At 67.9% G+C, this 25,608-nt stretch carries 29 protein-coding genes and 1 tRNA gene; 10 read left to right on the top strand and 20 right to left on the bottom strand.

Going from position 1 to position 25,608, the window contains the following annotated elements:
* Positions 1-43 precede the first annotated feature (43 nt).
* Both NL112_RS19595 and NL112_RS19600 read left to right on the top strand, forming a co-directional pair.
* Positions 44-328, top strand: coding sequence for a DUF5798 family protein (locus NL112_RS19595; RefSeq protein ID WP_255150536.1), 285 nt, complete (start codon positions 44-46; stop codon positions 326-328).
* Positions 329-380: 52 nt separating this feature from the next.
* Positions 381-1,361, top strand: a complete 981-nt coding sequence (locus tag NL112_RS19600) for a PLP-dependent cysteine synthase family protein (protein ID WP_255150537.1) — start codon at positions 381-383, stop codon at positions 1,359-1,361.
* A 1-nt stretch (position 1,362) separates the two neighbouring features.
* On the opposite strand, the gene NL112_RS19605 is transcribed toward NL112_RS19600, so the two are convergent.
* Positions 1,363-2,220 carry a hypothetical protein gene (locus NL112_RS19605; protein ID WP_255150538.1) on the bottom strand — a complete coding sequence of 286 codons (858 nt, stop codon included), beginning with the start codon at positions 2,218-2,220 and terminating at the stop codon, positions 1,363-1,365.
* A complete protein-coding gene (locus NL112_RS19610) occupies positions 2,217-2,774 on the bottom strand; it encodes a flavodoxin domain-containing protein (RefSeq protein ID WP_255150539.1) in 558 nt (185 codons plus the stop codon). The genes NL112_RS19605 and NL112_RS19610 overlap by 4 nt, the downstream gene beginning before the upstream one ends.
* Positions 2,775-2,891: 117 nt before the next feature.
* Here NL112_RS19610 and NL112_RS19615 point away from each other — a divergent pair, with 117 nt between their 5' ends.
* A complete protein-coding gene (locus tag NL112_RS19615; protein ID WP_255150540.1) occupies positions 2,892-3,809 on the top strand; it encodes an alpha/beta fold hydrolase in 918 nt (305 codons plus the stop codon).
* Positions 3,810-3,811: 2 nt separating this feature from the next.
* Here the strand turns inward: NL112_RS19615 and NL112_RS19620 are convergent, their stop codons facing one another.
* Positions 3,812-4,090 carry a DUF7111 family protein gene (locus tag NL112_RS19620; RefSeq protein WP_255150541.1) on the bottom strand — a complete coding sequence of 93 codons (279 nt, stop codon included), beginning with the start codon at positions 4,088-4,090 and terminating at the stop codon, positions 3,812-3,814.
* An 82-nt stretch (positions 4,091-4,172) separates the two neighbouring features.
* On the opposite strand from NL112_RS19620, the gene NL112_RS19625 reads away from it, so the two are divergent.
* Positions 4,173-4,451, top strand: coding sequence for a PadR family transcriptional regulator (locus tag NL112_RS19625; RefSeq protein ID WP_255150542.1), 279 nt, complete (start codon positions 4,173-4,175; stop codon positions 4,449-4,451).
* Here the strand turns inward: NL112_RS19625 and NL112_RS19630 are convergent, their stop codons facing one another.
* The 3 genes from NL112_RS19630 to NL112_RS19640 all read right to left on the bottom strand — a co-directional run bounded on the left by NL112_RS19630 (position 4,452) and on the right by NL112_RS19640 (position 6,929).
* Complete coding sequence (locus tag NL112_RS19630; protein ID WP_255150543.1) at positions 4,452-5,594, bottom strand: acyl-CoA dehydrogenase; 1,143 nt, start codon at positions 5,592-5,594, stop codon at positions 4,452-4,454. It lies immediately after the preceding gene.
* Between the two features lie 231 nt (positions 5,595-5,825).
* Complete coding sequence (locus NL112_RS19635; RefSeq protein WP_255150544.1) at positions 5,826-6,026, bottom strand: hypothetical protein; 201 nt, start codon at positions 6,024-6,026, stop codon at positions 5,826-5,828.
* 45 nt (positions 6,027-6,071) lie between these two features.
* Positions 6,072-6,929, bottom strand: coding sequence for a 3-hydroxyacyl-CoA dehydrogenase family protein (locus tag NL112_RS19640; RefSeq protein ID WP_255150545.1), 858 nt, complete (start codon positions 6,927-6,929; stop codon positions 6,072-6,074).
* Positions 6,930-7,073: 144 nt separating this feature from the next.
* On the opposite strand from NL112_RS19640, the gene NL112_RS19645 reads away from it, so the two are divergent.
* The 3 genes from NL112_RS19645 to NL112_RS19655 all read left to right on the top strand — a co-directional run bounded on the left by NL112_RS19645 (position 7,074) and on the right by NL112_RS19655 (position 10,523).
* Complete coding sequence (locus NL112_RS19645) at positions 7,074-7,868, top strand: class I fructose-bisphosphate aldolase (protein ID WP_255150546.1); 795 nt, start codon at positions 7,074-7,076, stop codon at positions 7,866-7,868.
* Complete coding sequence (locus tag NL112_RS19650) at positions 7,869-8,705, top strand: class 1 fructose-bisphosphatase (protein WP_255150547.1); 837 nt, start codon at positions 7,869-7,871, stop codon at positions 8,703-8,705. It begins immediately after the preceding gene.
* Positions 8,706-8,774: 69 nt separating this feature from the next.
* Positions 8,775-10,523 (top strand): acyl-CoA carboxylase subunit beta, encoded by a 1,749-nt coding sequence (locus NL112_RS19655; protein WP_255150548.1) that lies wholly within the window; start codon positions 8,775-8,777, stop codon positions 10,521-10,523.
* On the opposite strand, the gene NL112_RS19660 is transcribed toward NL112_RS19655, so the two are convergent.
* The 9 genes from NL112_RS19660 to NL112_RS19700 all read right to left on the bottom strand — a co-directional run bounded on the left by NL112_RS19660 (position 10,520) and on the right by NL112_RS19700 (position 19,481).
* Entirely contained in the window at positions 10,520-11,491 is a 972-nt protein-coding gene (locus tag NL112_RS19660; protein ID WP_255150549.1) for a tocopherol cyclase family protein, read from the bottom strand. The two genes, NL112_RS19655 and NL112_RS19660, sit on opposite strands and share 4 nt — an antisense overlap.
* Before the next feature lie 57 nt (positions 11,492-11,548).
* Positions 11,549-11,621: transfer RNA gene (locus tag NL112_RS19665), tRNA-Gln, on the bottom strand.
* 100 nt (positions 11,622-11,721) lie between these two features.
* The gene (locus tag NL112_RS19670) at positions 11,722-12,159 is read right to left on the bottom strand and encodes a metal-dependent transcriptional regulator (RefSeq protein ID WP_255150550.1); all 438 of its coding nucleotides are present in this window, start codon (positions 12,157-12,159) and stop codon (positions 11,722-11,724) included.
* Positions 12,156-12,638, bottom strand: a complete 483-nt coding sequence (locus NL112_RS19675) for a ferritin-like domain-containing protein (protein ID WP_255150551.1) — start codon at positions 12,636-12,638, stop codon at positions 12,156-12,158. The genes NL112_RS19670 and NL112_RS19675 overlap by 4 nt, the downstream gene beginning before the upstream one ends.
* Positions 12,639-12,711: 73 nt before the next feature.
* On the bottom strand, positions 12,712-12,888 hold the full coding sequence (locus NL112_RS19680; protein WP_255150552.1) for a hypothetical protein: 177 nt from the start codon (positions 12,886-12,888) through the stop codon (positions 12,712-12,714).
* 79 nt (positions 12,889-12,967) lie between these two features.
* The gene (gene sufD, locus NL112_RS19685) at positions 12,968-14,185 is read right to left on the bottom strand and encodes a Fe-S cluster assembly protein SufD (RefSeq protein ID WP_255150553.1); all 1,218 of its coding nucleotides are present in this window, start codon (positions 14,183-14,185) and stop codon (positions 12,968-12,970) included.
* Position 14,186: 1 nt separating this feature from the next.
* Positions 14,187-15,617, bottom strand: a complete 1,431-nt coding sequence (gene sufB, locus NL112_RS19690; protein ID WP_255150554.1) for a Fe-S cluster assembly protein SufB — start codon at positions 15,615-15,617, stop codon at positions 14,187-14,189.
* Positions 15,618-15,674: 57 nt separating this feature from the next.
* The gene (locus NL112_RS19695) at positions 15,675-16,592 is read right to left on the bottom strand and encodes an ABC transporter ATP-binding protein (protein WP_255150555.1); all 918 of its coding nucleotides are present in this window, start codon (positions 16,590-16,592) and stop codon (positions 15,675-15,677) included.
* A 114-nt stretch (positions 16,593-16,706) separates the two neighbouring features.
* Complete coding sequence (locus NL112_RS19700; protein WP_255150556.1) at positions 16,707-19,481, bottom strand: DNA-directed DNA polymerase; 2,775 nt, start codon at positions 19,479-19,481, stop codon at positions 16,707-16,709.
* 125 nt (positions 19,482-19,606) lie between these two features.
* Here NL112_RS19700 and NL112_RS19705 point away from each other — a divergent pair, with 125 nt between their 5' ends.
* Genes NL112_RS19705 through NL112_RS19715 form a run of 3 tightly spaced genes read left to right on the top strand, consistent with a single transcriptional unit; the run spans position 19,607 to position 20,646 of the window.
* Positions 19,607-19,804, top strand: coding sequence for a DUF7331 family protein (locus NL112_RS19705; RefSeq protein ID WP_255150557.1), 198 nt, complete (start codon positions 19,607-19,609; stop codon positions 19,802-19,804).
* A gap of 45 nt (positions 19,805-19,849) precedes the next feature.
* Entirely contained in the window at positions 19,850-20,233 is a 384-nt protein-coding gene (locus NL112_RS19710; RefSeq protein ID WP_255150558.1) for a DUF7322 domain-containing protein, read from the top strand.
* A complete protein-coding gene (locus tag NL112_RS19715) occupies positions 20,230-20,646 on the top strand; it encodes a DUF7346 family protein (RefSeq protein ID WP_255150559.1) in 417 nt (138 codons plus the stop codon). The genes NL112_RS19710 and NL112_RS19715 overlap by 4 nt, the downstream gene beginning before the upstream one ends.
* Here NL112_RS19715 and rad50 read toward each other — a convergent pair.
* Genes rad50 through NL112_RS19740 form a run of 5 tightly spaced genes read right to left on the bottom strand, consistent with a single transcriptional unit; the run spans position 20,639 to position 25,490 of the window.
* Positions 20,639-23,332: a DNA double-strand break repair ATPase Rad50 gene (gene rad50, locus NL112_RS19720; protein ID WP_255150560.1), complete on the bottom strand. Its 2,694-nt coding sequence runs from the start codon at positions 23,330-23,332 to the stop codon at positions 20,639-20,641. The two genes, NL112_RS19715 and rad50, sit on opposite strands and share 8 nt — an antisense overlap.
* A complete protein-coding gene (gene mre11, locus NL112_RS19725) occupies positions 23,329-24,627 on the bottom strand; it encodes a DNA double-strand break repair protein Mre11 (RefSeq protein ID WP_255150561.1) in 1,299 nt (432 codons plus the stop codon). The genes rad50 and mre11 overlap by 4 nt, the downstream gene beginning before the upstream one ends.
* A complete protein-coding gene (locus tag NL112_RS19730) occupies positions 24,602-24,931 on the bottom strand; it encodes a DUF7966 family protein (protein ID WP_255150562.1) in 330 nt (109 codons plus the stop codon). The genes mre11 and NL112_RS19730 overlap by 26 nt, the downstream gene beginning before the upstream one ends.
* A gap of 43 nt (positions 24,932-24,974) precedes the next feature.
* Positions 24,975-25,175: a hypothetical protein gene (locus NL112_RS19735; protein WP_255150563.1), complete on the bottom strand. Its 201-nt coding sequence runs from the start codon at positions 25,173-25,175 to the stop codon at positions 24,975-24,977.
* A gap of 51 nt (positions 25,176-25,226) precedes the next feature.
* Complete coding sequence (locus NL112_RS19740; RefSeq protein WP_255150564.1) at positions 25,227-25,490, bottom strand: MarR family transcriptional regulator; 264 nt, start codon at positions 25,488-25,490, stop codon at positions 25,227-25,229.
* Positions 25,491-25,608: the final 118 nt, after the last annotated feature.

Consider the following 25,608-nt stretch of genomic DNA (forward strand, 5'->3'; position numbering starts at 1 on the left):
GTCGGAGGGAAAGCGTGACGGATGCGGGCCGCCACGTACCCACATGGTCGGACTCGGAGACACCGCAAAGAAGATTCAGACGGTCGCCGACAAGGCGGAGAAGACGTACAACCGCCTCGAACAGCTCCGCGGGCAGGTCGAAGAGACCCGCGAGACCGTCAACGACACAAACGAACGCGTGACGGAACTGGAGACGCAACTGGCCCAGCAACGCGCCATCATCGAGGCGCTGGCCGAGGAGTCGGGCGTCGACGTGGAGGACGCGCTGACGGAGGCCGCCATCGTCGAGCGGGAACCGGACATCACGCCGAAAGACGACGACGAGTAACGCCCGGTACGGAACCCGCGGCTTTTTCTCGGGCGGCAACTTTTGCGGGGACATGACCACGCATCGGGAGCCGCTCGACTCCGTGCTCGACACGGTGGGGGAGACGCCGCTGGTCCGGGTCCACGGGTCCCCCGACGAGGTGCCGGTGTACGCGAAACTGGAGTCGTTCAACCCCGGCGCGTCGGTGAAGGACCGCATCGGGAAGTACATGCTCGAACGGATGCTCGAACGGGGCGACATCGGGGAGGGCGGCACCGTCATCGAGCCGACGGCGGGCAACACCGGCATCGGCATCGCCGTCGCGGCCCGGCAACTCGGCCTGCAGGCGGTGTTCGTCGTCCCCGAGCGGTTCTCGAAGGAGAAACAGCAGTTGATGGCCGCCCTGGGCGCGGAGGTCATCAACACGCCCACCGACGAAGGGATGGGCGGGGCCATCGAGCGCGCCCGCGAACTCGCCGACGAGTTGGACGACGCGGTCGTCCCCCAACAGTTCTCCAATCCGCTGAACGCCGAGGCCCACTACGCGACCACCGCCCCCGAGATTTTCGAGGCGCTGGACGGCGAGGTCGGCGCCGTCGTCGCGGGGTGCGGGACGGCGGGCACGCTGATGGGGATGGCCCGCTACGCCCGCGAACAGGAGCCCGGCACGTACGTCTGTGCCGTCGAGCCGGAGGGGTCGCTGTACCGGTCGTTCGCGGGCGACGACCCCGAGGAAGCGGAGTACAAGACAGAGGGCATCGGCACCCACGACCCGACGACGAACGAGCTGTTCGACCCCGAACTGGTCGACGAGATACGCGCGGTCGCGGACCGGGACGCCCACGACGAACTGAAGCGGCTGGCCAGCGAGGAGGGCCACCTCGTCGCTTCCTCGGCGGGCGCGGCGTCGGTCGCGGCCCGCGACGTAGCCGAGCGCGCGGCCAGCGGTGATGTCGAGTTGCCCCACGACTCCGTGGTGACGGTGTTCCCCGACTCCTCGGAGCGGTATCTCTCGAAGGGTATCTACCGGTCGTTCGAGGAGTGGGAGGGGTGAGCTACCGGGTCGGGTCGCCGTAGCCGACCCCCTCCGTCCGCGCGGGCCGGCCGGGACCGAGCGCCCGGAGGAACCCGGCAGTCGCCAGCAGTGCGAGCGCGCTCACGAGACCGAAGACGACCAGCATCGGGAGCGGCACCGCCTCGCCCGCGAGCGACTGGACGAGCGCCATCGAGAGGACGGCCAGTCCGAGCGTCGCCGCCTTCACCAGCAGGACGCCGGTGAGCGCGTACCCCCACGGATGGCGGCGCGCGAGCAGGTACGCCGCGACCACGAACCCCGGGAGGACCACACCCAAATCGAGCACGTGGACGACGTTCGTCGGGAGGCCGGTGTCCGCGACGCTGGCCGGGACCGTCCCGGAGCGCGTCGCCGCGAGTATCTCCGCGAGCCACACCGCCCCCACCAGGACGGCGACGGCGACCTGCAACGCGACGTACGGCCAGACGGGCCGCCGGCCGAACGCCCGCTTCAGTCCCGCGAGGTCGAGGTGTGCGACCCCGCCGACGAGGGAGAACAGCGACAGACCGAACGCCGCGACGTACACGAGGAACAGTTCGTTGAATCGTGCGATGGTGGCGTAGGTGGCGTACGTGTACGCGAGGTAGCCGAGCGTGCCGAGCCACGCGACGTAGCCGCGCCGGGAGCCGCGGGCGGCGTACCACAGCGAGACGGCGACCGCCGGCACCGCCACGACGAGCGTGAGGAGGTCCTGGCCGAGCGACTGCGGGAGCAGGACCGCTGGGTCCCGGCGGTAGACGTCGGTGAGCAGGCCCGCGCCGCTGGCGACGGCCGCGAGCGCGAGCGCCGCAACCGACGAGACGCGGAGCGGCCGCGGCACCGTGACGCTCGACGTCACGGCGCGGCCTCCACATCGCCGACCACCAGGTCCCCGAACTCGGCGGCGAACGCCGCGACCGCGTCCCAGTCAGTGTACTCGTAGTCGCGGGAGGTGTCGGTGTCGCCCGTCGCCTCCGCGGCGATGCGCTTCATCAGCCGGCGCTTGAGGAAGCCGTACTGCGAGTAGCGGACCGCACCACCGAACACGCCGACTGCATCGGGGTCCCAGCCGGTCCGCTCGCGGAACTCGTCGACGTAGCGGTGCGCGTCGGCCTGCCGCTCCGGGTCGTCGACCGCGGCGGAGAGACACACCTCGACGTAGCCGCTCGGGCGGGCGGCCAGCAGGTCGCGGTGCTCGCTCGCGAACGCGACCACGGCGTCCTGTGGCTTCCCCATGTGGATGGACGCCGCGAGCAGGACGCCGTCGGCGGCCTCGACCGCGGCGGCGTCAGTCTCGGAGACGTGGCTGACGGTCACCTCGTGGCCGGCCCCGCGGAGTCGGTCGGCGAGTCTGGTCGCCACTTTCTCGGTCTGGCCTTCGCCGGTCGCGTAAACGAGGAGGATGCGGCTCATACCCAAGAGTTCGACACCACCGGCGATAACTGCAGGTCCCGCGTCCCACCCGGTGAGAACCGGCGACCGTGCGCCGGTTCGGCCGGGTTTTTGGCCCGGGCGCCCGTATCGGTGAGCGTGAAACTCCGCAACGCCCTCCTCGCGGCCGCCGCCGGCGTCGGCGGCGTCGCGCTCGCCAACCGGACGCTCCGGGCCGCCGACCTCGACCCGCCGCTGGAGCGCGAGCAGACCGCCTACCGGTGGCGCGGGTTCGACGTCGCCTACACCGAGGCCGGCGACCCCGCGGACCCGGACCTCGTTCTCCTGCACGGCGTCAACGCCGCAGGCTCCTCCCACGAGTTCGTGAACGTCGTCGACTCGCTCTCGGAGGAGTACCACGTCCTCGCGCCGGACCTGCCGGGGTTCGGCGGCTCAGACCGGCCCGCCCTCCTCTATTCGGGGTCGCTGTACGTCGCGTTCGTCCGCGAGTTCCTGCGCGACGTGGCCGACGAGCCCCGCGTACTCGCTTCCTCGCTGTCGGCCGCCTACGCCGCCGTCGCCGCCGAACAGGCGCCCGTCGAGTCGTTCCTGCTCGTCTGCCCGACGGCGACGGCCATCCCCGGCAAGCGGGGCTGGCTCCGGAGCCTCCTGCGTGCGCCCGTCGTCGGCGAGGCGCTGTTCAACGTCGTCGTCTCGAAACCGTCCATCCGCAAGAACCTCGCGGACCACGGGTTCGCCGACTCCGACCGCGTCACCGAGTCGTGGGTCGACTACGACTGGCGGGTCGCTCACCAGAAAGGCGCGCGGTACGCCCCCGCCTCGTTCGTCTCGGGGTATCTCAACCTCGACGCCGACCTCGGGGCGCGGCTGGCTGACCTCGACGCCCCCACGACGGTCGTGTGGGGGAGCGACGCCCGGATGCCCGACCCCGAGACGGGACGGGAGATGGCCGAGCGAGCGGGCGCGGAGTTCCACGTCGTCGACGGCGCGGACCTGCTCCCGCACGCGGAACAGCCCGACGCGTTCCTCGACGTCGTCGAGAAAGCGTTCGCGTAGCGTTACATCCCCATGTCCGCGGCGTCGTCGGGCACCGGCAAGTCGGGCGCGGAGACGCCGAGCAGTTCGGCGGCGTGGTCCAGCGCCATGTCGAACCCGTAGTAGCGTTCGAGTTCGTCGCCGTCGACGGTCGGGCGCACCTTCAGCATCGCGTACCCCTCGACGTTCTGTGCGACGGCGGCGGTCCGACCGTCCCGCTCGAAGGTGAGGAGTCGCTCCTCGTCGGTCTCGCGGTAGCGGGCCGTGATGCCGTTCGCCTCGGCGCTCGCGGTGTCAGTCATGGGCGAGGCTACGGCCGGGGGATACCCGTAGGTGTCGGTTCGGACGGCAACGTTGACGGCTCCGGGGGTCGTTCGGTCGGCCATGTCCAAATGGCTCGCCAGCGGCACGCGCCGCGACATCTGTATCCTGCTGTACGGCGAGGAGATGCCGGCCCAGAAACTCAAGTCCGCCCTGCAGGACCGCTACGACCGACGCATCGACCCCGAGCAGTTCCGGGCGGCCTTGCGGGCGCTGGAAGACACGGGGCACGTCGAGAAGCGCGTCGACGGGCTGGCGGACGTGTTCTCGCTGTCCGAGGCCGGCCGGCGCGGCGTCGAGCGACAGTACGAGTGGTTCGAGCAGCGGGTCGGCGGCGAGTAGTCAGTTTATCAGGTCGTCGCCGATGGTGTTGCGGAGCACCTCGCTGGTGCCCTCGTAAATCTCGTTGAGTTTGGCGTCGCGGTAGAACCGCTCGGCGGGGAAGTCCTTCGTGTAGCCGTAGCCGCCGTGAATCTGGATGCCCTCGTTGGCGACCTCACGCGAGACCTCGGAGGCGTACAGTTTCGCCTGCGCGGCCTCCTTGATGAAGCTCTCGCCGCGAATCTTCTTGTCTGCGGCGTCGTGCATCAGCAGTCGCGCCGCGCGGGTCTTCGTGTCCATGTCCGCGAGTTTGTGCTTGATGGACTGGAACTCCGCGATGGGCTGGTCGAACTGCTCGCGGTCCGTCGCGTACTCGGTCGCGGCGTCGAGCGCGGCCTGTGCGATGCCGACCGAGCGGGCGGCGATGGTGATGCGGCCGCCGTTGAGCGTCTTCAGCGCGTGGACGAAGCCACGGCCCTCCTCGCCGAGGCGGCGCTCCTCGGGAATCCACATGTCGTCGAAGCGTAACTCGGCGGTGGGACAGCCCTTGTCGCCGAGCTTGTCCTCCGTCCCCTCGACGATGAAGCCGTCGTCCTCCTCGGGCCGGACGATAAACGAGGAGATACCCTTGTTGCCGGCCTCGGGGTCGGTCTTGGCGAACAGGGTGACGGTGTCGGCCACGGAGCCGTTCGAAATCCAGAGCTTGTTGCCGTTGACGAGGTAGCCGTCGCCGTCCGCCTCGGCGGTGGTCTCCATCGCGGGCACGTCGGAGCCAGCCCCCGGCTCGGAGAGCGCGAACGCGCCGATATCCGAGCCCTCCGCGAGCGGCGTCAGGTACTCCTCCTTCTGCGCGTCGTCGCCGAACTCGTACACCATGTTGCCCGCAAGCGAGATGTGGGCCGCGACGATGGTGCCCAGTCCGCCCGACCCCCGGGAGATCTCCTCTAGCGCCATCGGGTAGGCGTGGTAGTCGAGCCCCGCGCCGCCGTACTCCTCGGGGAACGGCATCCCCATCAGCCCCAACTCCGCCAGTTCGTCGACGAGGTCCCACGGGAACTCGTCGGTGTGGTCTATCTCCGAGGCCCGCGGAACGACTTCCTCGTCGACGAACTCCGAGACCATCTCCTTGATTTGCTTCTGCTCGGGCGTGAGGCTCAGGTCCATGCCCGTGGGTTCGACTCCCACCACTTGGCTGTTTCGAGCGACGGCGCGGGAACCGCCCACTGTGTGCCGTCTCTCGACCCAGGCAAAGCCACAAAACACATACCCCCCGCAGACGGAGGGACGGGTAGCGGCGGACACGGGTAGGGGTACACTTGTCCGCCCAAGCGGATTATTCACTGAGCGGGCGTGCAGTCGGTCGATAAGGGACGATTACGTCCGAGAAAGAACGGGTTACCGCAGGTACTGGAACAGCCGAATCGCCAGTTCGACGACCAGCCCCAGCCCCGAGTGGTGGTACGCGAGGGCCGCGGCGCCCAGAAGCGCCGCCGCGACCTTCCAGCTTCCCTTGCGTGCGGCGTTGAGCGCCTCCAGAAGCATCGTTCCGACGCTGAGACCGCGCAGTGCGTTCCGGGCGGTGGCTGTCTGTGCCATACCGCGTACAACGGCGCGAAAACGGGAAAAACCCGGGGGCGCGTGTCAGTACTCGTAGAACCCCTGTCCCGTCTTCTTGCCCAGGTCGCCGGCGTCGACCTTCCGCTTGAGCAGGTACGCCGGCGTGTAGCGGTCGCCCAGCTCCTCGTGGAGCGTCCGGGTCGCGTCGAGACAGACGTCGAGCCCGATGTGGTCGGCGAGCTCCAGCGGCCCCATCGGGACGTTCGTGCCGAGTTTCATCCCGCGGTCGATGTCCGCCTTGGTGGCGACGCCCTCGTCGTACGCGCGGATGCCTTCGTTTATCCACGGCATCAGGATGCGGTTGGAGACGAACCCCGGTTTGTCGTCCGACTCCCAGGTCTCCTTGTCGAGGTCCTCGGCGAAGTCGTGCGCGAGGTCGACCGCCTCCTCAGCGGTCTTCTCCCCGACGACCACCTCGACGCCCTTCATCAGGGGGACGGGGTTCATGAAGTGGAGGCCGACGACCTGCTCGGGCCGGTCGGTGGCCGCCGCGATGGTCGTAATCGAGAGCGTCGAGGTGTTGGTCGCCAGCACGACGTCGTCGTCGACCGTCTCGTCGAGGTCCGCGAACACGTCGCGTTTCACGTCCATCTCCTCGATAACCGCCTCGACGACGAGGTCGCAGTCCGCGAGGTCCGCGAGGTCGGTCGCGCCGACGACCCGGTCGAGCGTCTCCCGTTTCTCGTCGGCCGAGATGTCGCCCTTGTCGACGAACCGGGACAGCGAGTCGTCGATGGCGTCCATCCCCCGGTCGACGAACTCCTGTTCCACGTCGCGCATCACCACGTCGTAGCCGGCGCCCGCGGCGACCTGTGCGATGCCGTTGCCCATCGTGCCGGCGCCCACGACGCCGACGGTGTCGATGTCGTCGAGTCCACGCATACGTGGCTGGTCGACGCGGGGGCGGTAAAGACTGCCGGAACCCCGCGCCCGCGTGGACGGCCCGCCCGTCGCGCGGACGACCCAGGCGGACGCCAGCGGGCGTATCAGTAGCTTCTTTGTCCAGGTAGTTACAGACGAACACGTATGCTCCCCTTCGACGACGCACCACTCTCCCGCGACGGCAAGGTACTCATCCTCGCGTACGACCACGGGCTGGAACACGGCCCGGTCGACTTCGAGGGACTGCCGGGTAGCGAGGACCCCGCCCGGACGTTCGAGGCCGCGACCCACCCCGCGGTCACCTCCATCGCGGTCCAGAAGGGGCCCGCGGAGGCGTACTACCCCTCCTACGAGGACGAGGTCGACCTGCTGATGAAGCTCAACGGCACGTCGAACCTCTGGATGGGCGAGCCGGATTCGGCGGTCAACTGCTCCGTCGAGTACGCCCGCGAGGTGGGCGCCTCCTCGGTCGGGTTCACCGTCTACGGCGGCTCCAACCACGAGATAGAGATGGTCGAGGAGTTCCGCGACGCCCACGAGAACGCCCGCGAACACGACATGCCCGTCGTCATGTGGTCGTACCCGCGGGGGCAGGGGCTGAAGAACGACACGAAGCCGTCGACCATCTCCTACGCGTCGCGGTTGGCCCACGAACTCGGCGCGGACGTGGCGAAGGTGAAGTACCCCGGCTCCCAGGAGGCGATGGAACACGCCGTGAGCGTCGCCGGCAAGACGAAGGTGGTCATGTCGGGCGGCTCGAAGACCACCGACCGCGAGTTCCTCCAGTCGGTGAAGGCGGTCATCGACGCCGGCGGCGCGGGCCTCGCCGTCGGGCGCAACGTCTGGCAGCGCGAGGACCCCACCCGCATTCTCGACGCGCTGGAGAAGGTCATCTTCGAGGAGGCGTCCGTCGACGCCGCCCTCGAGTACGCCGAGTAGATGCACCGCGTCATCGAAACTGTCGCCGCGGCCGCGCCGGAGATACGCGGCGGACTGGCGGGCCGGCGCGTGTACGACACCGCGGAGAACCCCTCCGGCGAACAGCAGTTGGCGGCGGACGTGTACGCCGACGACCTGCTGGAGGAGCGCATCCTCGCGCTCGATTCGGTGGCCGCCTACGCCAGCGAGGAGCGCGAGGAGATGACCGTCGCGAGCGACGAGGGGCTCCACGTCGCCTGCGACCCGCTGGACGGCTCCTCGAACCTGAAGTCGAACAACGCGATGGGCACCATCGTCGGGGTCTACGACACCCCGCTTCCCGCCCCGGGCCGTGACCTCGTGGCGTCGGCGTTCGTCCTCTACGGCCCCATCACCACGATGACCGTCGCCCACGAGGGCGAGGTCACGGAGTACGTGATAGACGACGACGGAGAGACCACGGCGGTCACGGAGGCCCTGACGCTCCCCAGCGAGCCCGTCGTCTACGGGTTCGGCGGGCGCGTCCCCGACTGGCCCGACGCGTTCGAGTCGTACGCCCGCGAGATAGAACGGGAGCTCAAACTCCGGTACGGCGGCGCGATGATAGCCGACGTGAACCAGGTGCTGGAGTACGGCGGTATCTTCGCGTACCCCGGCCTCGACTCCGCGCCGAACGGGAAACTCCGCCTGCAGTTCGAGGGGAACCCCATCGCCCACGTCGTGGAGACGGCCGGCGGCGCCTCCTCCGACGGCGAGCAGTCACTGCTGGACGTGGAGCCCGACGGCCTCCACCAGCGCGTGCCCGTCCACGTCGGCAACGAGTCGCTCGTGGACCGGCTCGAAGCCGTGCTGGCGTGAACTCCCAACTGGTTTCCAGTTAGGAACGAACGGAAACCGATTTACCGCCGGTGGCGGAGCTATTGGTGTATGAAGGTTCGCATCGGGGCAGAAGCCACCCGCGAGGAGGCGGAGGCCATCGCCAGCGCCCTGTCGGAACACACCGACGACGACGAGATAGCGGTGTACGTCGGGGAGAGCGACGAGCCGGTGCTCGTCCGGGACGTGGACCTCACCGCGCCCATCGAGGACGACCTCGGCCCGACGGCCCGCGAGGAGGAACTGCTCGAGGAGATAGCGGACATCGAGGCCGGCGGCCCCTCGAAGTACAAGGAGCGGCTCTCCGAGCAGGGGAAACTGTTCGTCCGCGACCGGCTGGACCTCTGGTTCGGTGAGGACGGCCTCTCGTTCGAGGACGGGAAGTTCGCCCACTTCGACGGCTGGCATCCGAACTCCCCCAACGTCGACGAGTACGACGAGTCCGACCGCGTGCCCGCAGACGGCCTGCTGACGGGCGCCGCCGAGTTCGAGGGCCGGGACGTCCACTTCATGGCCAACGACTTCACCGTCAAGGCCGGGTCGATGGCGAAACGCGGCACCGAGAAGTTCCTCCGGATGCAACAGCGCGCACTCAAGACCGGCAAGCCCGTCCTCTACCTGATGGACTCCTCGGGCGGCCGCATCGACAAACAGACCGAGTTCTTCGCCAACCGCGAGGGCATCGGGAAGTACTACTACAACCACTCGATGCTGTCCGGACGGGTGCCACAGATATGCGTGCTGTACGGCCCCTGTATCGCCGGCGCCGCCTACACGCCGGTGTTCGCGGACTTCACCATCATGGTCGAGGGGATGTCGGCGATGGCCATCGCCTCGCCGCGGATGGTCGAGATGGTCACCGGCGAGGACATCGACATGCAGGAACTCGGCGGCCCCGAAATCCACGCCCAGCACTCCTCGTCGGCGGACCTGGTCGCACGCGACGAGGAACACGCTCGCGACCTCGTGAGCCAGCTCATCACCTACCTGCCGGACAACAGCGACGAGAAACCGCCACGCGCCGACGCGAAGTCGCCGATGAAATCGCCCGGCGGCATCGACGCCATCGTCCCCGAGTCGCCCAACGAGGCGTACGACATGGAGGACGTCATCGACCGCGTGGTCGACCACGGCTCCTTCTTCGAACTCCAGCCCGACTACGGCGAGGAGATAATCACCGCGTTCGCGCGCGTCGACGGCCGCCCGGTCGGCATCGTCGCCAACCAGCCGGCCGAGCGGGCCGGCGCCATCTTCCCGGACGCCGCCGAGAAGGCCGCGCAGTTCGTCTGGAAATGCGACGCCTACAACGTTCCCCTCCTGTACCTGTGTGACACGCCGGGCTTCATGGCCGGCTCCGCCGTCGAGAAGGAAGGCATCCTCGAGAAGGGGAAGAAGATGATATACGCGACCAGCGAGGCCACCGTCCCCAAGCAGTGCGTCATCGTCCGCAAGGCGTACGGTGCGGGCATCTACGCGATGTCGGGCCCCGCCTACGACCCCGAGTCGACCATCGCGCTCCCGTCGGGCGAAATCGGCATCATGGGGCCGGAGGCGGCCATCAACGCCGTCTACGCGAACAAACTGGACGCCATCGACGACCCCGAAAAGCGGGCCGAGCGCGAACAGGAACTCCGCGAGGAGTACCGCCGGGACATCGACGCCCATCGGATGGCCAGCGAGGTGGTCATCGACGAGATAATCCCGCCCTCGGAGCTACGGGGGGAACTGGCCGCCCGCTACGAGTTCTACGAGGACGTCGAGAAGGACCGCCCGGACAAGAAACACGGCACCGTCCTCTAATCCCACGTCGGCCGGTACTCGCCGGCCACCGGCTTCGTCGAGTCGACCCATTCCGCGCGGCCCGCGTCGCTGGTCAGCGTCCGCTCCTCGCCGTCGACGCTGTACGTGAGCGTCACCTCCGAGACGGAACAGTGAGCGTTGTACCGGGGGGTGTCGTCGGGCGTCATGTACGCGACCCGTTGCCAGTGGTCGGTGTCCGCGACCACCTCCACCGAGAGGTCCACCCCCTCACCGCTCCCCGAGAACGACCACCGACCCGGTTCGACGTGGTCCGTCTCGCTGGCGACGGGGCCGACCACGTCGCGGACGCGGTTCAGGGCGTGCACCTCGCCGTCGCGGCGCAGACACATCGACACGGTTCCGTCGAGATTGAGACACTCGACGGCGACGGAGGGGTCGTCGAACCCGTTGCACTGTAGCCACGTCCACCGCTCTGGGGGCGACGCCCCGAGCGTGTGGCCCTGATGTCCTGGGGCGCCGTCGAGCGAGAGCGTGCGGTCCCCGACGGCCACTTCCCCGTCGACGTGGACGGCCTCGTTGCGGCTCCAGTGTTTCCCGGTGCCGGCGAACCGATAGAGGACGTCGGTCAGCCGCTGGCTCCGAAGGGGGGTGAACGCGTACTCGTCGGAGTCGTACGAGAGGTCCCAGGACACGTCCCCGAGACGGCCGCGGGCGCCGTCCGAGCGGAGTTCCCCCGCGGGGAGCGTGTACCTGAACGGGTCGTCGTCCAGCGCCGCCTCGTCGAGCGTGACCGCCTCCGAGCGGAACACCGAGTCCCCGTCGGTGTCGGTGACTGCGGCCCACAGCCGTGCCTCCTGCCGTCCTCTCTCGGTCGACAGGAGCGTGTACCGGTACCAGAACGCGGCCGACCCGTCGGCGGGGCCAGCGAGCCCGTACCACACCTCGCGAGCGGGTGTCCCGGCCGGAACGGGCCAGTCGTAGACGGCCGCGTTTGGGTCCGTTGCCATGCCAGCCTGTGAACTGGCCACCGGATTATAGTTTGTGGAAATGTAAGAAAGCAGTCATAGTCCCGAGCGGATTCGAACCGCTGTCCTGGGCTCCAAAGGCCCAGATGATTGGCCACTACACCACGGGACTTCGCCGTCCGTGCCGTTCGCAGTTCCGTCGGAACTGCTCACCACCACGGGACTGCACGCCCGGCTACGAGAGTCGGCTACAAAGGGTTAACTTCTCGCGGTCAGTCCGCCGCCTCCGAGACGGACTCGAGTTCCAGGAGCGAACACACGTCGCCCTCGGCGTCGAAGCAGTCCGGGCACTGCTCGGAGCGGTCGATGATGGTGTCGAGACGTTCGGCGACCGTCTCGTCGATGACCGACTCCAGCTGTTTGGCCTCGGTGCGGAACTCCTCGACTTCCAGCACCTCGACGAGGAACCGCTCGATGATACAGTACGTCTCCAGCGCCTCCCGGGCGTCGCGGATGCCGTCGTCGGTCAGCGAGACGCCCTTGTACTTCTCGTGGTCGGCGAGCCCCCGCTCCTCGAGTTTGCCGACCATCTCGTTGGCGCTGGCCGGCGAGACGCCGACGGTGTCGGCGATGTCGCCGGTCGATGCGGGGCCGTCCTCGGCTTGCTGGATGAGATAAATCGCCTTCAGGTACTGGCGTTGGGTGTTCATCGTGCCTCCATCAGTCGCGTCACTTTTTCGACGCCCTCCGCCTCGTCGTCTCGTATCTCCCGGAGCGTCTCGAGCAGGCGGGCGCGGGCGATGCTGAACTCCACGTCCGAGGCCTCGATGGCCCCGATGAGGTCGTCGTAGAACTTGTAGGCGGTCTCCTCGCTCGCGAGTTGGTCGTACAGCACGCCGTCGGTGTCGGTGTCGGACTCGTAGCGGGCGGCGACGAGCTGTTCGATCTCCTCGTAAGCTACGGGGTCGGCCTCCAGTTCACCCATCAGTTCCTCCAGCCGTTTTCGGTGGCCAGCTGACTCCTCGGCGGCCTCGCGGAGCAGTTCCTCGATGGCCACGTCCCGTTCGGCGTCGGGGAGCGTCTCGTAATGCTTCTCGGCGCGGGCTTCGACCACCTCCTCCAGCACGGTCCCGATCTGGAGCAGACGGGCGAGCTGGTGGTCCGACGCGACGGGGTACGAGAGGCTCACGGCGACCACCTCGTCGGCTCGCTCATGGGTACTCTCGCTTTCGGAATACCTTAAACCGTTTCCTACGCAGGGGTCACGACTCGCGGTACCCGACGTACGCGTAGTACGCGAACAGCACGCCGAGCCCAACGGCGACGAGCAGGACCGGGTGGACCGCCCGGTCGAAAAGCGCCAGCCCCGCCGCCAGCGCGAAGACGACGAGGTAGAGGCCCCAGAAGTTCGACACCGTCTCGGCCACGCTGTCGGTCACACCGCCCGACACACTCGACACGAGTGGCCGGCTGGTTGTGTTATTTTCCGCTATTGGAGAAACGTTCCGCGGAGGGTCGTTACTCCCGGGACCGGAGCCGCTCGCGGACGAGCGAGCCGAGGTCCTCGCGGAGTTCGTCGACCGCTATCTCCTCCATGACGGGGACGTAGAACCCCTCGACGAGCATGTTCGTCGCGGTCCGGTCGGTGAGGCCACGCGAGGTCATGTAGAACATGTCCTCGGCGTCGACCTGCCCGACCGTCGCGGAGTGACTCGCCTCCGTGTCGTGGTTGTTGATGATGAGCTTCGGGGAGGCGTCGGCCTCGCTCTCGTCGCTCAACATCAGCGTGTTCTCCCGCTGGTAGGAACTCGTGTTCCACGCCTCGCGGCCGACGTTCTGGACGCCCTCGTACACCGAGCGGGCCTCGTCGTCGATGACGCCACGCGTCACGAGATCCGCGGTGGTGTTCTCGTTGTTGTGCCAGACCCGCGCGTCGAGGTCGAAGTGCTGGTCGTCGTGGCCGTAGAACGCGCCGACGATCTTCGTCTCCGAGCTATCGCCGTCGAGATGCGTCTCGACGCTCGACTTCGAGAGCCGGGAGCCGACGTTGCAGTCGATGAAGTCGACCTGTCCGTAGTCGTCGGCGGTCCCTTCCTTCAGCTGGTAGTTGTACGTCTCCTGGTCGAGGTTCTGGAGCGAGCCGTACTGGACGTACGCGTTCTCGCCCGCGGCTATCTCCGTGATGCCGGAGTAGTAGCGGGCACCGTCGACGGCCTCACCGGTCTCCTGTCGTTCCAGCAGGGTGACCGACGCGGACTCCTCGGCGACGACCAAGGTGTAGTTGAACAGCGACCGGCTGTTCATCGTCGTGCGGACCTTCACGTCCTCGGCGGCGACGCCCTCGGGGACGTGGACGACCGTGCCCGTCGAGAACAGCGCCGTCGACAGCGCCGTCAGGTAGTTCGTCTGCGGGTCGACGACGGAGCCGAACCGCTCCTTCAGGAGGTCCTCGTGCTCGTCGACCGCCTCGCTCCAGGACAGCACCTCTGCCTCGTCGGGGCCGACCTGGTCCTTCTCCTCGGCCGCGTCCAGCGGGTCGACCAGCGACTCGTAGTCGAGGTCGGTCAGGTCCGTCCAGGTGCGGCCCGGCGTGCGGATGACGTCCGGGAACGCGATGTCGTCGAGCGCCGCGAGCGCGTCGAGGCGAACGTCGAGGAGCCAGTCGGGTTCGCCGAGCGATTCGCTTATCTCCCGGACCGTCGCTTCGTCGATGGTTGCGTGTACCTGCGTGCTCATGTTATCCGAGCGACCCCTCCATCTCGAGTTCGATGAGGCGGTTGAGTTCGACCGCGTACTCGATGGGCAGTTCCTCGGTGATGGGCTCGATGAAGCCGGCGACGATCATCTGCTTGGCGTCGTCGTCGTCGAGACCGCGCGACTGGAGGTAGAACACGTCCTCGTCGCCGATCTTCCCGACGGTGGCCTCGTGGGCCACGTCCACCTTCGACTCCTGAATCTCCATGTACGGCATCGTGTCCGACGTACTCTCGTTGTCGAACATCAGCGCGTCACACTCGACCGACGTCGAGGAGTTCTCCGCGCCGTCCGCGATGTGGACGAGCCCCCGGTAGTTCGTCCGGCCGCCGTCCTTGCTGATGGACTTCGACTCGATGGTCGATTTGGTGTTGGGCGCGTTGTGGTACACCTTCGCGCCGGTGTCGATGTTCTGGCCCTCGCCGGCAAAGGCGATGGTGATGTGGTTGTCCGTCGCGTTCGGGCCCTTGAGAATGGTCGCGGGGTACAGCATCGTCGCCTTCGATCCCATCGACCCGGAGACCCACTCCATCGTGCCGTCGGCCTCGACGATGGCGCGCTTGGTGTTGAGGTTGTACGTGTTCTTCGACCAGTTCTGAACCGTCGAGTACTGGACGTGGGCGTTCTCGCCGACGAACACCTCGACGCCGCCCGAGTGGAGGTTGAACGCCGAGTACTTCGGGGCGGAACAGCCCTCGATGTAGTGGACCTCGGAGTCGTCCTCCGCGATGATGAGCGTGTGCTCGAACTGGCCCATCCCCTCGGAGTTCATCCGGAAGTACGCCTGCACCGGCATCTCGACGGTGACGCCCTCGGGGACGTACACGAACGAGCCGCCGGACCAGATGGCGCCGTGGAGCGCGGCGAACTTGTTGTCGGAAGGCGGGACGCACTTCGTCATGAAGTACTCCTTGACGATGTCTTCGTGCTCCTGGACGGCCTTGTCCATGTCACAGAAGATGACGCCCTTCTCCTCCCACTGCTCCTGCATGTTCTGGTAGACGATCTCCGACTCGTACTGGGCGCCGACCCCCGAGAGCGCGTTGCGCTCGGCCTCCGGGATGCCCAGTTTGTCGAAGGTGTCGCGGATCTCCTCGGGGAGGTCGTCCCACTCCTCGGCGCCGCCGCGCGTCTCGATGTCGGGCCGGATGTACGGAACTATCTCGTCGATGTCGACCTCCGAGAGGTCGGGCTGACCGGGCCAGTCGGTCGGCATCGGCATCTGCTGGAACTGCTCGAGCGCGCGCAGGCGCCGCTCCAGCATCCACTCCGGTTCGTCCTTGTCCTCGGAGATGACCCGGATGGTCTCCTCGGTCAGGCCCTTCTCGGTCTTGAAGGCGGACGACTCCTCCTTCTTGAACTCGAACCGGGCCTCGGTGTCGGTCTCTTTGAGGTGGTCTTGATCTGAACTCATGTGATTACGTGCGGTTGGGTCGGGTTACTTATCAGGCTGTTCCGTAACCGGTTCGGGTTACGCCGTCTCGTAGACCTCCTCGCGGACCCAGTCGTACCCCTTCTCCTCGAGCTCCTTCGCCAGAGAGGCGTCGCCCTCCTTGACGACCTCGCCGTCGAGCATGATGTGGACGTAGTCCGGCTCGACGTAATCGAGGATACGCTGGTAGTGGGTGATCTGGAGGATGCCGGTGCCGACCTCGTCGCGCAGGGCGTTGATGCCGTTCGAGACGTCCTGCAGGCGGTCGATGTCCAGCCCGGAGTCTATCTCGTCGAGCACCGCGATGGACGGCTCGAGGATGGCGGCCTGGAGCACCTCGTTCTGCTTCTTCTCGCCCCCCGAGAATCCGGCGTTGAGGTAGCGCTGGGCGAACTTCTCGTCCATGTCGAGCAGTTCCATCTTCTCCTGGAGGAGCTGCTGGAACTCCGCGACGCCGATTTCGCCCTCGTCTGCCGGACCCTCCATCGGGGAGGTGTCGTAGCCGGCGTCCTCTTCCTCGTCGGCCTCGTCGGCGTCGGCCGCCTCGTCCTCGAACAGTTCTTCGCGCTCCTCGAGTTTGGCGTTCAGCGCCGTCCGAAGGAAGTTGACCATCGTGACCCCCTCGATTTCGGCGGGGTACTGGAAGCCGAGGAACACGCCGAGCGCGGCCCGCTCGTTCGGCTCCAGGTCGAGCAGGTTCCACGTCCGGTCCTCCTCGTCGATGTCGATGTCCTCGAACTCGTCGTCCTCGAGGTGGAGCAGTACCTCACCGTCGGTGACCTCGTAGGCCGGGTGGCCCGCGACGACCTTCGCGGTCGTTGACTTCCCGGAGCCGTTCGGTCCCATCAGCGCGTGAATCTCCCCCGACGAGACTTCTAAGTCGACGCCCCGAAGGATGGTCTCGCCACCCTCCTCGGCGACCTCCGCATGCAGGTTCTTGATTTCCAGCGTTGCCATGGTTTTGGACACCCGAAATCTAGCGGAGAGCGGGGTTAATCCTTACGGGTTCGCCCCGCGGAGTTCGCATTCGAGAAAATAATTTTTCGTGTGTGAAAACACGACGCGGGAAGCTCACATGAAGTTACCCAGTCCGGTCTGCTCCTGGCCGCTCTTGACCTCCTCCCACGAGACGTCGAGCGCTTCCAAGATGCGCGCGATGGGGCCTTTCAGCGTCTTGTCGAGCATCTTGTCCCAGTGGATGGCGAACTCCGTGGGCACCTGGTCGGCGTACTCGAAGCAGATGACATCCGGGTCGCGCTTGAACTCGCCGTACAGCGGGTCCGTCTGCGGGTCGAGGCCCCGCTCGCTCTCGACGCGGGTCCAGAAGTCGGGGTGGACCTTCTCCAGATACAGGCGCTTCGGCTTCGACCCCCGCTGGAAGTTCGTCCCCAGGAGGAGGTTCGCGTACTTCGCGCCCCGGACGTGGGCGGTGTCGGTGTCGTAGTTGTCCAGGCGTTTGCCGATGCCGCCGGGGATGCCCACGTCGTCCAGCGGGCGCTCGCCCTTCTGGAACTCCTCGATGACGTCGTGGACGTACTCCTTGACGCCCTCCACGTCCCCCTCCTCGACGATGAGTTCGAGGACGTGCTTCTGGACCTCCTTGGTGACCGGGGCGATGTCCGACCGCTTGTACTCGAAGCCGGTGATGTCGATGTCGTCGACGTCCTTCCCCTCCTTCCAGACGATGTGGCCGGCGTAGCGCTTCTTCTTGCCCGCCTGGAAGAATCGTCGGTACAGTTTCTCGAACTCGATCTCGAAGCGGTGGGAGTCGGCGTTCAACTCCTCGCGGGCGAACTCGTCGTAGGCGGCGTTGATGTGCTCCTCGATGTCGAAGGAGGCCTCGATGGCCTCGTCTTTGGTGTACTCCTCTCCGAGTTCGAGCATGACGCTGTCGGTGTCTCCATAAGCTACTTGATAATTAAGCTCGTTCGCCGCCCGCTCTGTGAACTCGATGACCTCCCGGCCGGTTGCCGTCACCGCGGCGCCCATCTCCTTGTCGTACAGCCGGAACCGGTCCCAGCCCAGCACGCCGTACAGCGAGTTCATGATGACCTTCACGGCGGCCTGCTCGCTGTCGTACCGCTTGTAGGCGTCCGAGTCGGGGTCGTGTTCGTCGCGGGCGGCCTTCTTCTGCTCCCGCTCGGAGAGCAGTTCGTCGACCATCTCGCGGATGATGCCGTCCGGCTGTTTCCGGAAGTGGGTGCCGTTGGGCGCCCGGTAGGTGTCGCCGTCGTACTCGTCGGGGTCGACCTTCGTCTCCGGGCTGGCGTTGGTCGTCACCATGCACATCGGGTAGAGGCTCTTGAGGTCGAGGACGGTGACGTTCTCCTTGACCCCCGAGATTGGTTCGAAGACGGCGCCACCCTCGTACTCCTCGCTCTCGACGGTTCCCTTCGACGGGAGCGCGAAGTCGCCGTGGACCTTGTGGAGGATGTAGAGGTCGACCGCGTCGCCGGGGGTGGTGGCGTCCTCCAGTTTACAGCCGACGAACGACGCCACTTCGGTCCAGAACGAGACGAGGTCCCCCTTGCGGTCGATTTCGACGCAGAGTTCCACGTCCCGGAGGTTGTACTCAAGGAGGCGCTCGGGGTCCTGCTCCCAGAGGTCGCCGATGTCGCCGGTGTAGCGTTCCTTCCCGACGCCGAGTTCCTGCTCGGCGACCGCGTCCAGCCGGTAGGAGTCGAGTTCCGAGTACTGGCGGCGCTCGTAGGCGTACAGCAGGTCGAACACGACCCGCCCCTTGATGTCCGGTCCGCCCCACCCGGAGTCCCACACCTCGTCGACCCGCGAGAGCCGGTCCGCGTCCAGCCCCAGTTCCCCCAGACGCGCGACGTAGTAGGGGGCGTCGAAGTCGTCGAAGTTCCACCCCGTCAGCACGTCCGGGTCCGTCTCCGTCACGTACTCGATGTAGTCGGCGTGCATCGCCTCCTCCGAGTCGAACACCCGGAGGTCGACGCTGGCGTCGGCGTCGTCGTTCCAGAACTCGAAGCCGTCGAGCGACTCCGGCGCGTCGACAGTCGCCTCGGGCGCGTCGTACAGCCACGCGACGTACTCGTCGCGGTAGCTGTCGTGGCTCGTCATGCAGATGATACGCTCCTCGCCGTCCTCCGGGAAGCCGGAGCGGTCGTCCACCTCGATGTCGAGGGTGTGGACGCGAGGGTCGACGTCCATCTCGACGGGCGCGAGTTGCTGGTGGTGGACCTTCAGCGAGCCGTCGTCGGTCCGCTGACAGGGGACGCGGACGCCGGATTTGATGTCCTTGTCGATGAGCAGGCGGTTGGGGAAGAGGATGTCCGCCTCGTAGTGGTCGTAGCGGTCGCGTAGCTGTCCCACGTCGCGGGGAGTCTGGCCCTGCACCTTCACGAGCCGCTCGCCGCGGATGGACTCGTAGAAGACGACTTCGTCGGCCTCGTCGCCGCCGAGCGTGGGGTCCCGCTGGCCGCGCGTCTCGACGCCGAGGATGCGCTCCTCCATCAGCCGGTCGTCGGTGAAGTCGCTCTCGTGGAGGGGGTCGTCGCCCGGGCTCTCGTGGTCGAGGTCGTCGACGGGCGTGTAGAAGTACGGCAGGAAGTCGTAGACGCGGACGTGTTCGAGTTCGCGGTCGGCGGTGCGACCGAACACGTGGAGCACGGGAAACTCCTCGTCGCCGTACCCCTCGACGGTGTAGTCGACCTGCGTGACGAACAGCTCGACCGCGCCGTCGGCCTCGGGAAACCGGTGTTCGGAGGTGTCGACGAACTCCGCGGCCTCGTCACCCTCGGTGACGTGTCTCGCCTCGGCGACGGACTCGGGGTCGTCACCCCCACCGGCATCGAAAGAAGAGAACGTCGTCTGCTCCTCGCTCATGGATACCCGCCCTTTGCCCCGGCCGGTAAAAACATCGGTGGTCCGGTCGAGAGCCGCCGGCCGGCGCGGGGGTCGAACGTTGTAACGGTCACAAGGCATATACCATGTGACTTAGTACCAAGGCGATGGTGAGAGACACCATGCCCGATACCCCCAAGTCGGACACGGATCGCCCGGGCGACGCGCCCGAGCCGGCCCAGTCGGACGCCGTCCAGACGACGGAGGCGTACGAGACAGAGGAGGGCGTGGTGTTCTACGACGCCGAGAACCCCACCGCCTGGCTCCAGGCGCGGGCCACCCTCGAGTTGGAGGAGATGGCCTGAGGCCGAGCGAACGGTTTTTGCTCCCGGCGTCCCTCCTCGCGTAGCGTGAGCGACGAGCGCCGCAAGGTGAAAGAAACCGTCCGTGACAGCGGCGGCGACGGCGACGACCCCTGGCCCGACGAGCCGTCGGAGTTCGACCCGTCGAGCCTCGGCCCCGACCCCACGACCACGTTCGGGAGCGAGGGCGAGGAGTACGAGGTCGACGACGAGACCTCGCGGGCGTTCTGGGCCGCCGTCGTACTCGCGAACGTCGGCCTGTTCGGCGTCACCGTCGGCCCGATGCTGTGGTACTTCGAGGGAGCCACCTACGTCGGGGGCGGACTGTTCGCCGTCGGCGCGGTGGCGCTGGCCCGCACGTACGCCATCCAGCGTCGGTACTCACGGGCCAGCCGCGACTCCGAGACCGCGGCCGACGGGGAGGAGCCGTGAAGACCGTCGAAGCCGCGGACGGGCGCCGCTACCTGCTCGTCAAGCGGTCGAGCGAGTCCAGTCGCGTCCGCGACCCCGAGACCGGCGAGGAGCGGTTCCTCCCGAACGAGGAGTTGACGGTCGTCGACGACGGGCCGCTGGAGACGGCGGCCGCCGGCGTCCCAGGGGCCGTGCGGACGCTCGTGACGGCGACCCACGACGACCGGGCGCTCGGTCTGCTGGTGGAACTCGACCGCCGGGGCGCGACGCCCGTCCGCACGCTGTTGGGCGACTACGACCTCTGTGAGTCGGACCTGCTGGGCATCCTGACCGAGTTCCGCGCGGCCGGCCTCGTCACCGAGACGGAGGTGGCTGGCCACCGGGGGTACGCGCTGACCGACACCGGCCGGCAGGCGGTCGACCGCCTCAGTTGAACGCCGCGAGCGCCGCGGCGTCGGCGCTGTCGGCCCGTTCGACCGACGACCGGTTCGTCGTCGGGTCCTTCCGCACCGTCACGAGTTCGTCCGCCGCCCCCACGAGTTCGTCGTCGTGGCTGACGACGAGTATCTGCTCGACGCCCAACTCGCGCATCGACTCGACCAACTCGACCAGTTTCGAGACGTGGCCCGAGTCGAGAAACACCGTCGGCTCGTCGAGGATGAGCGGCGGCATCGGCGTCGTCCCCTCGATGCCCTCCGCCAGTAGCCGGTAGATTGCACACCGAAGCGAGAGGTTGAAGATGGCCCGCTCGCCGCCCGACAGCTGTTCGGGGTCCAGCGGTTCGCCGTCCTTCTGGTACACCGTCAGTTCGTACTCGCCGTCGAGTTCGATGTGTGAGTAGGCGTCGTTGCCGTAGACGAGTTCGAACGTCTCGTTGAGCATCGCCTCGAGTTTCGTCACGTTCGCCTGGCGCAACTCGGCACGCAGGTCGGCGTACATCGACTGGAGGCGTTCGGCCTCGTCGTACAGCGAGTCGAGCCGCTCGACGGTCGCCCGCAGGTCGTCGCGCCGTTCGCGGAGCCCCTCGAGGTCGGATATCTCCTGTTCGACCGCGCCGACCTGCGCCTGTAGGTCGTCGCGTCGCTCGTACAGTTCATCGAGCTTCGGCTCGACCTTCTCGAGGTACTGTTCGGCCTCCTGCTTCCGGTTTTCGGCCGACTCGATGGCGTCGGAGTCGACCGCCTCCGCGAGTTCGCGCTTCCGGTCGCGTTTGTCCTGCAGGCGCTCGCGCCGCAGGTCGTTCTGCTCGGCGAGGTTCGACCGCTCCTCGCGGAGCGTCTCGATGCGGTCGGTCGTCTCCCCGAGCGCGTCGTGCCGCTCGCGGAGCCGCTCGACCCGCTGGATGGCCGCCTTGAGGTCGCTCGACTCGCCGTTGAGTTCGCCCATCCGCTCGCGGGCGGCGTCGGCCGCCTCCGCGGCCGCGTCGGCCTCCTCGCGCTTCTCTTCGGCCTCGGCCTCGAGAGTCTCGGCGCGCTCACGGAGTTCGTCGACGCGGTCCGCGCGGTCCGCCAGCGCCGCCTCCCGCTCCTCGATGAGCTGGTCGAGGCTCTCGCGTTCGCTCCGCAGTTCGTCGATGCGGTCGGCCTGCTCGACCAGCGCGTCCGCACGTTCGAGGTCGGCTTCCAGCCCCTCCTCGCGCGCTTCGAGGTCGGAGAGCTCCGCTTCGAGGTCGGCGACCCGCTCGCGGTCCTCGTCGAGGGAATCGACGTGGGGCGACTCCTCGACCGGCTGGCCGCACTCGGGACATCTCCCCTCCTCGAGCAGTCGTTCGGTCTCGGCGACCGTCTCGCGGGCGTTCTCGAGGTCGGATTCGACGCCGGCCATCTCCTCGCGGACCGCCGCGAGGTCGTCGGCGACCGACTCGCGGTGGTCGGCCGCCCCCTCGGGGTCGACGGGCGCGTCCGCGAACGTCTCGCGGGCCGCCTCGACCGCCTGGTCCAGCGACTCGACCCGCTCGCGGCGCTCGGCGAGTTCCTCGCGGGCCTCCTCCAAGTCGGTCGCCAGGTCGCCGGCCTCGTCGCGTTTCGCGTCGGCCTCCGCGGCGAGTTCTTCGGCGCGCTCGCGGGCGTTCTCCGCGGCGCCCGTGTGCTTCTGTATCTCGGCGGTCTGTTCCTGTATCCGCTCGGTGACCGCTTCCCGGTCCTCACGCAGTGTCGCGAGCCGCGCGTCGAGCGCGTCGTCGGTCAGTTCGTCCGCGTCGTCGGCGTCGAGGTCGGTCTCGTCGAGCAGGTCCGCCACCTCAGCGCGCAGGTCGTCGGCCTCCTCGCGCAACTCCGCGATGCGGTCGGCCTTCCGTTCGCGGGCCTGCTCGGCGTCGGCTATCTCGTCGGTCAGCGCATCGATGTCCGACTCCACCTCGTCGAGTTCGGCCTGCCGCTGTTCGTACTCCTCGAGGTCCGCCTCCGCGTCCTCCAGTTGGGTCCGGGCCTGGTCGCGGTTCTCCTCGAACCGGTCGACGTCGTCGGTCACCTCCGATAGCTCCGTCTTCAGGCGGTTGAGGCGGTCGTGGAGGCCCTTGTCCTCCTTCGTGGCTATCTGGTCGTCGAGGTCCTCGAGCGCTCCGCGTTTGGTGTCGCGGACGCGGCCGACGCCGACGCGGGCGTCCGACGCGCGCTCGCGGTACTCCTCCAGTTTGCCGAGTTGAAGGAGGTCGTCTATCATGTCCTGGCGCTCGCCGGGTGAGGCGTTGATGAGCTTGTTCACCTCGCCCTGCCGGACGTACGCGCAGTTGACGAACGCCGAGGCGTCCATCCGGAGGAGGTCCGCGACCGCGGTGCGCACGTCGCGGGCCCCCTCGACGGGGTCGTCGGGCCCCTCCAGCAGGCAGGTCGTCGTCTGGGCCGAGTCGCCCCGCACTTTCAGTTCCCGCTCGACGTGGTAGTCGTGGCCGCCGTGAGTGAACCAGAGGTCGACGCTGGCCTCCTCGGCGCCGATGGTGATGACCTCGTCGAGCGTCGTGTCGAGCGCGCGGGCGCCGTACAGCGCGAAGAAACACGCCTCCAACAGCGACGACTTCCCGGAGCCGTTCAGCCCGTGGATGACCGTCACGCCCGAATCGAGCCGCAGGTCGGCGTCGTCGTAACACTTGAAGTTCTGCAGGCGGACGCGGCGGAACCTCACGAGAAATCACCCATCGACGCCTGCCCGTCCGAGCCGTCGGCGTCGCCACCGTCCGGCGCGGTCTCCTCGACCGTCGAGTCCTCGGCCACGTCCTCGTCGGCCGGCTCCTCGGTCGTCCCGTCGTCGGTCGGCTCCTCGACCGTTCCATCGTCCGTTGCGGCGTCGTCGGCCGACTCGAACGCGCCGGCCTCGCTCTCGTCGAGCAACTCGCGGACCCGTCCTTCGACCGTGTCCGCGACGTTCGAGTCGGCCACCTTCGAGGCCCTGATGGTCTCGTCGAGGTCGCGGGCCGCCGAGGAGAGCCCCATCTCGCGGACCCGCTCGCGGACCGCGTCGTCGGGGTCCGCAAAGGACACCTCCACGTCGTCTTCCTCGGTCCGCTCGCGGGCGTCGGTGACCCGCGCGACGAGCGCGCCCCGGTCGTCGGCGAACGCCTCGATTCGGGCCGGCTGGACCCGCTCACCTTCCCCCTCGATGGAGACGGCCACGACCGCGTCGGTCAACTCGTGCTGGCCGACCTGCTCGCGGACGCGCTCGACGCCCTCCCCCTCGGCGAGCGTCACGTCGACGAACACGAACTCCCGGGTGGGGATGCCGCGCCGGGATATCGAGGCACCTCCGTCCCCGAACTCGACGATGTTGTAGCCGCGGTCGTCGCGCTCGCTGGCGGACGCGCGCTCGGTCGACCCGCAGTAGGTGACCCACGTTCCCTCGATTTCGGCCCGTTCGGGCGCGTGCTCGTCGCCCAGTAGCATCGCGTCGAACGAGACGTTCGCCTCGTCCAGCACCTCGCGGGCGTCCCACTCGACGTTCCCGTAGTCGGGGACGAGCGGTTCGAACAGGCCGTGGGAGACGAGCGCCGCGTGGTCGGCGTCGTGGGGAGCAAACTCGTACTCGAGGTCGTCGCGCCGGGACCGGGGGACGAAATCCAGCCCGTAGAACGCGGTGTCGCCCACGACGGTCGGCTCCTCCGAGAGCCGGGTCGCCAGCCCCATCTGCTCGAACAGGTCGAGCCACTGGCCGTTGCGCGTCGTCTCGTGGTTGCCGACGACCGCGAGGAACGGGATGTCGGCGTCGTCCAACTCGCGGAGCACCGAGAGCGTCCCGACGAGGTCCGGCAGTTCCGGCCGCCGGTCGTGGAACAGGTCCCCCGCGTGGACGACGGCGTCCACCCCCTCGTCGACCGCGTCGTCGACGACCCGACGGAACGCCGACAGAAAGTCCTCCCGACGGGTCGGGAGGTGGTACTGCTGGTAGCCGAGGTGGGTGTCACCGGTGTGGATCACCCGTGTCATCGTCGCGTGGTTGGCCACCGGCCCCTATAGGGGTTCCGCGACCGCGGCGGAACTGGTCCGTGGCGTCGATGGGCTCGCCCGCGGCGGCCCGCTGGTACCGTTCGAACGCCGAGAGCGCGGCGCGACCGCGGCGGGCGCGGGCACCGTCGGCACGCGCGACGGCACGCCGGAGCCGAGCGAGACCGCCCCGGTCGACGAACTCGGCGGCGCGGTCGACATCCTCGATGGCCCGCTCGGCGGTTGCGACGGGCGAGGAGTCGACCAGCCGGGCGAGCGCGTCCTTGGCGGCGCGAACGTCCGTCACGGTGACGGTGGCCGCGGCATCCCTCAAAAGGCTCGGGGCAGGGTCAGCCGGCGACACGGCGGTAGCCGCGACGGAGGAGGCCAGCGGCACCGACCACCGTGAGGACGGCCGCGCCGGCGACGACGGCCCCGTGGACCGGTTCGTACAGTGGAACGGAGGTGTAGCGGCCCAGCATCAGAAGGACGACAGCCCCGAGCCAGCAGAGGTACAGCCCGATGCCGGCGCGACGGAGGGACCCGCGCATACGGACGGCTGGCGAGGGACGCCACTTACCGGTGTTGCTCGGGACGGGGCGCTACTCGATGTCGAGCGTGTAGACGCGCTTGCGGGCGTCGGTAAACGAGAAGCGGGAGGCGACGGCGTCGTGTTCCTCGAGCCGGGAGAGCGCGTACCGCACCGTGCGGGCGGGCAGAAGCGTCTCGTCGGCGAGCTGTGACTGCGTGAGCTGGTCGTTGTACTCGAGAGCCTTCGCGACGAGCTTCGCGCTCGGCGGGAGCTCGCGCACCGCGTCCCAGCCGTCGGCGTCCGCGGCCTCCGTCGTCGTCTCGGTTGCACTCATGTGTGCCTTCCCCTTTCGAATGCTGGGTAATAATATTTGCTGTTCTATTTGATTACTGTTGTGCATCACATAAACTCGCCAGTCAGGCCGGATTCGCCGGATAGCGCGGCTGATTCCG

Origin of the sequence: Halorarius halobius, assembly GCF_024298865.1 — an archaeon.
Lineage (GTDB): Archaea > Halobacteriota > Halobacteria > Halobacteriales > Haloarculaceae > Halorarius > Halorarius halobius.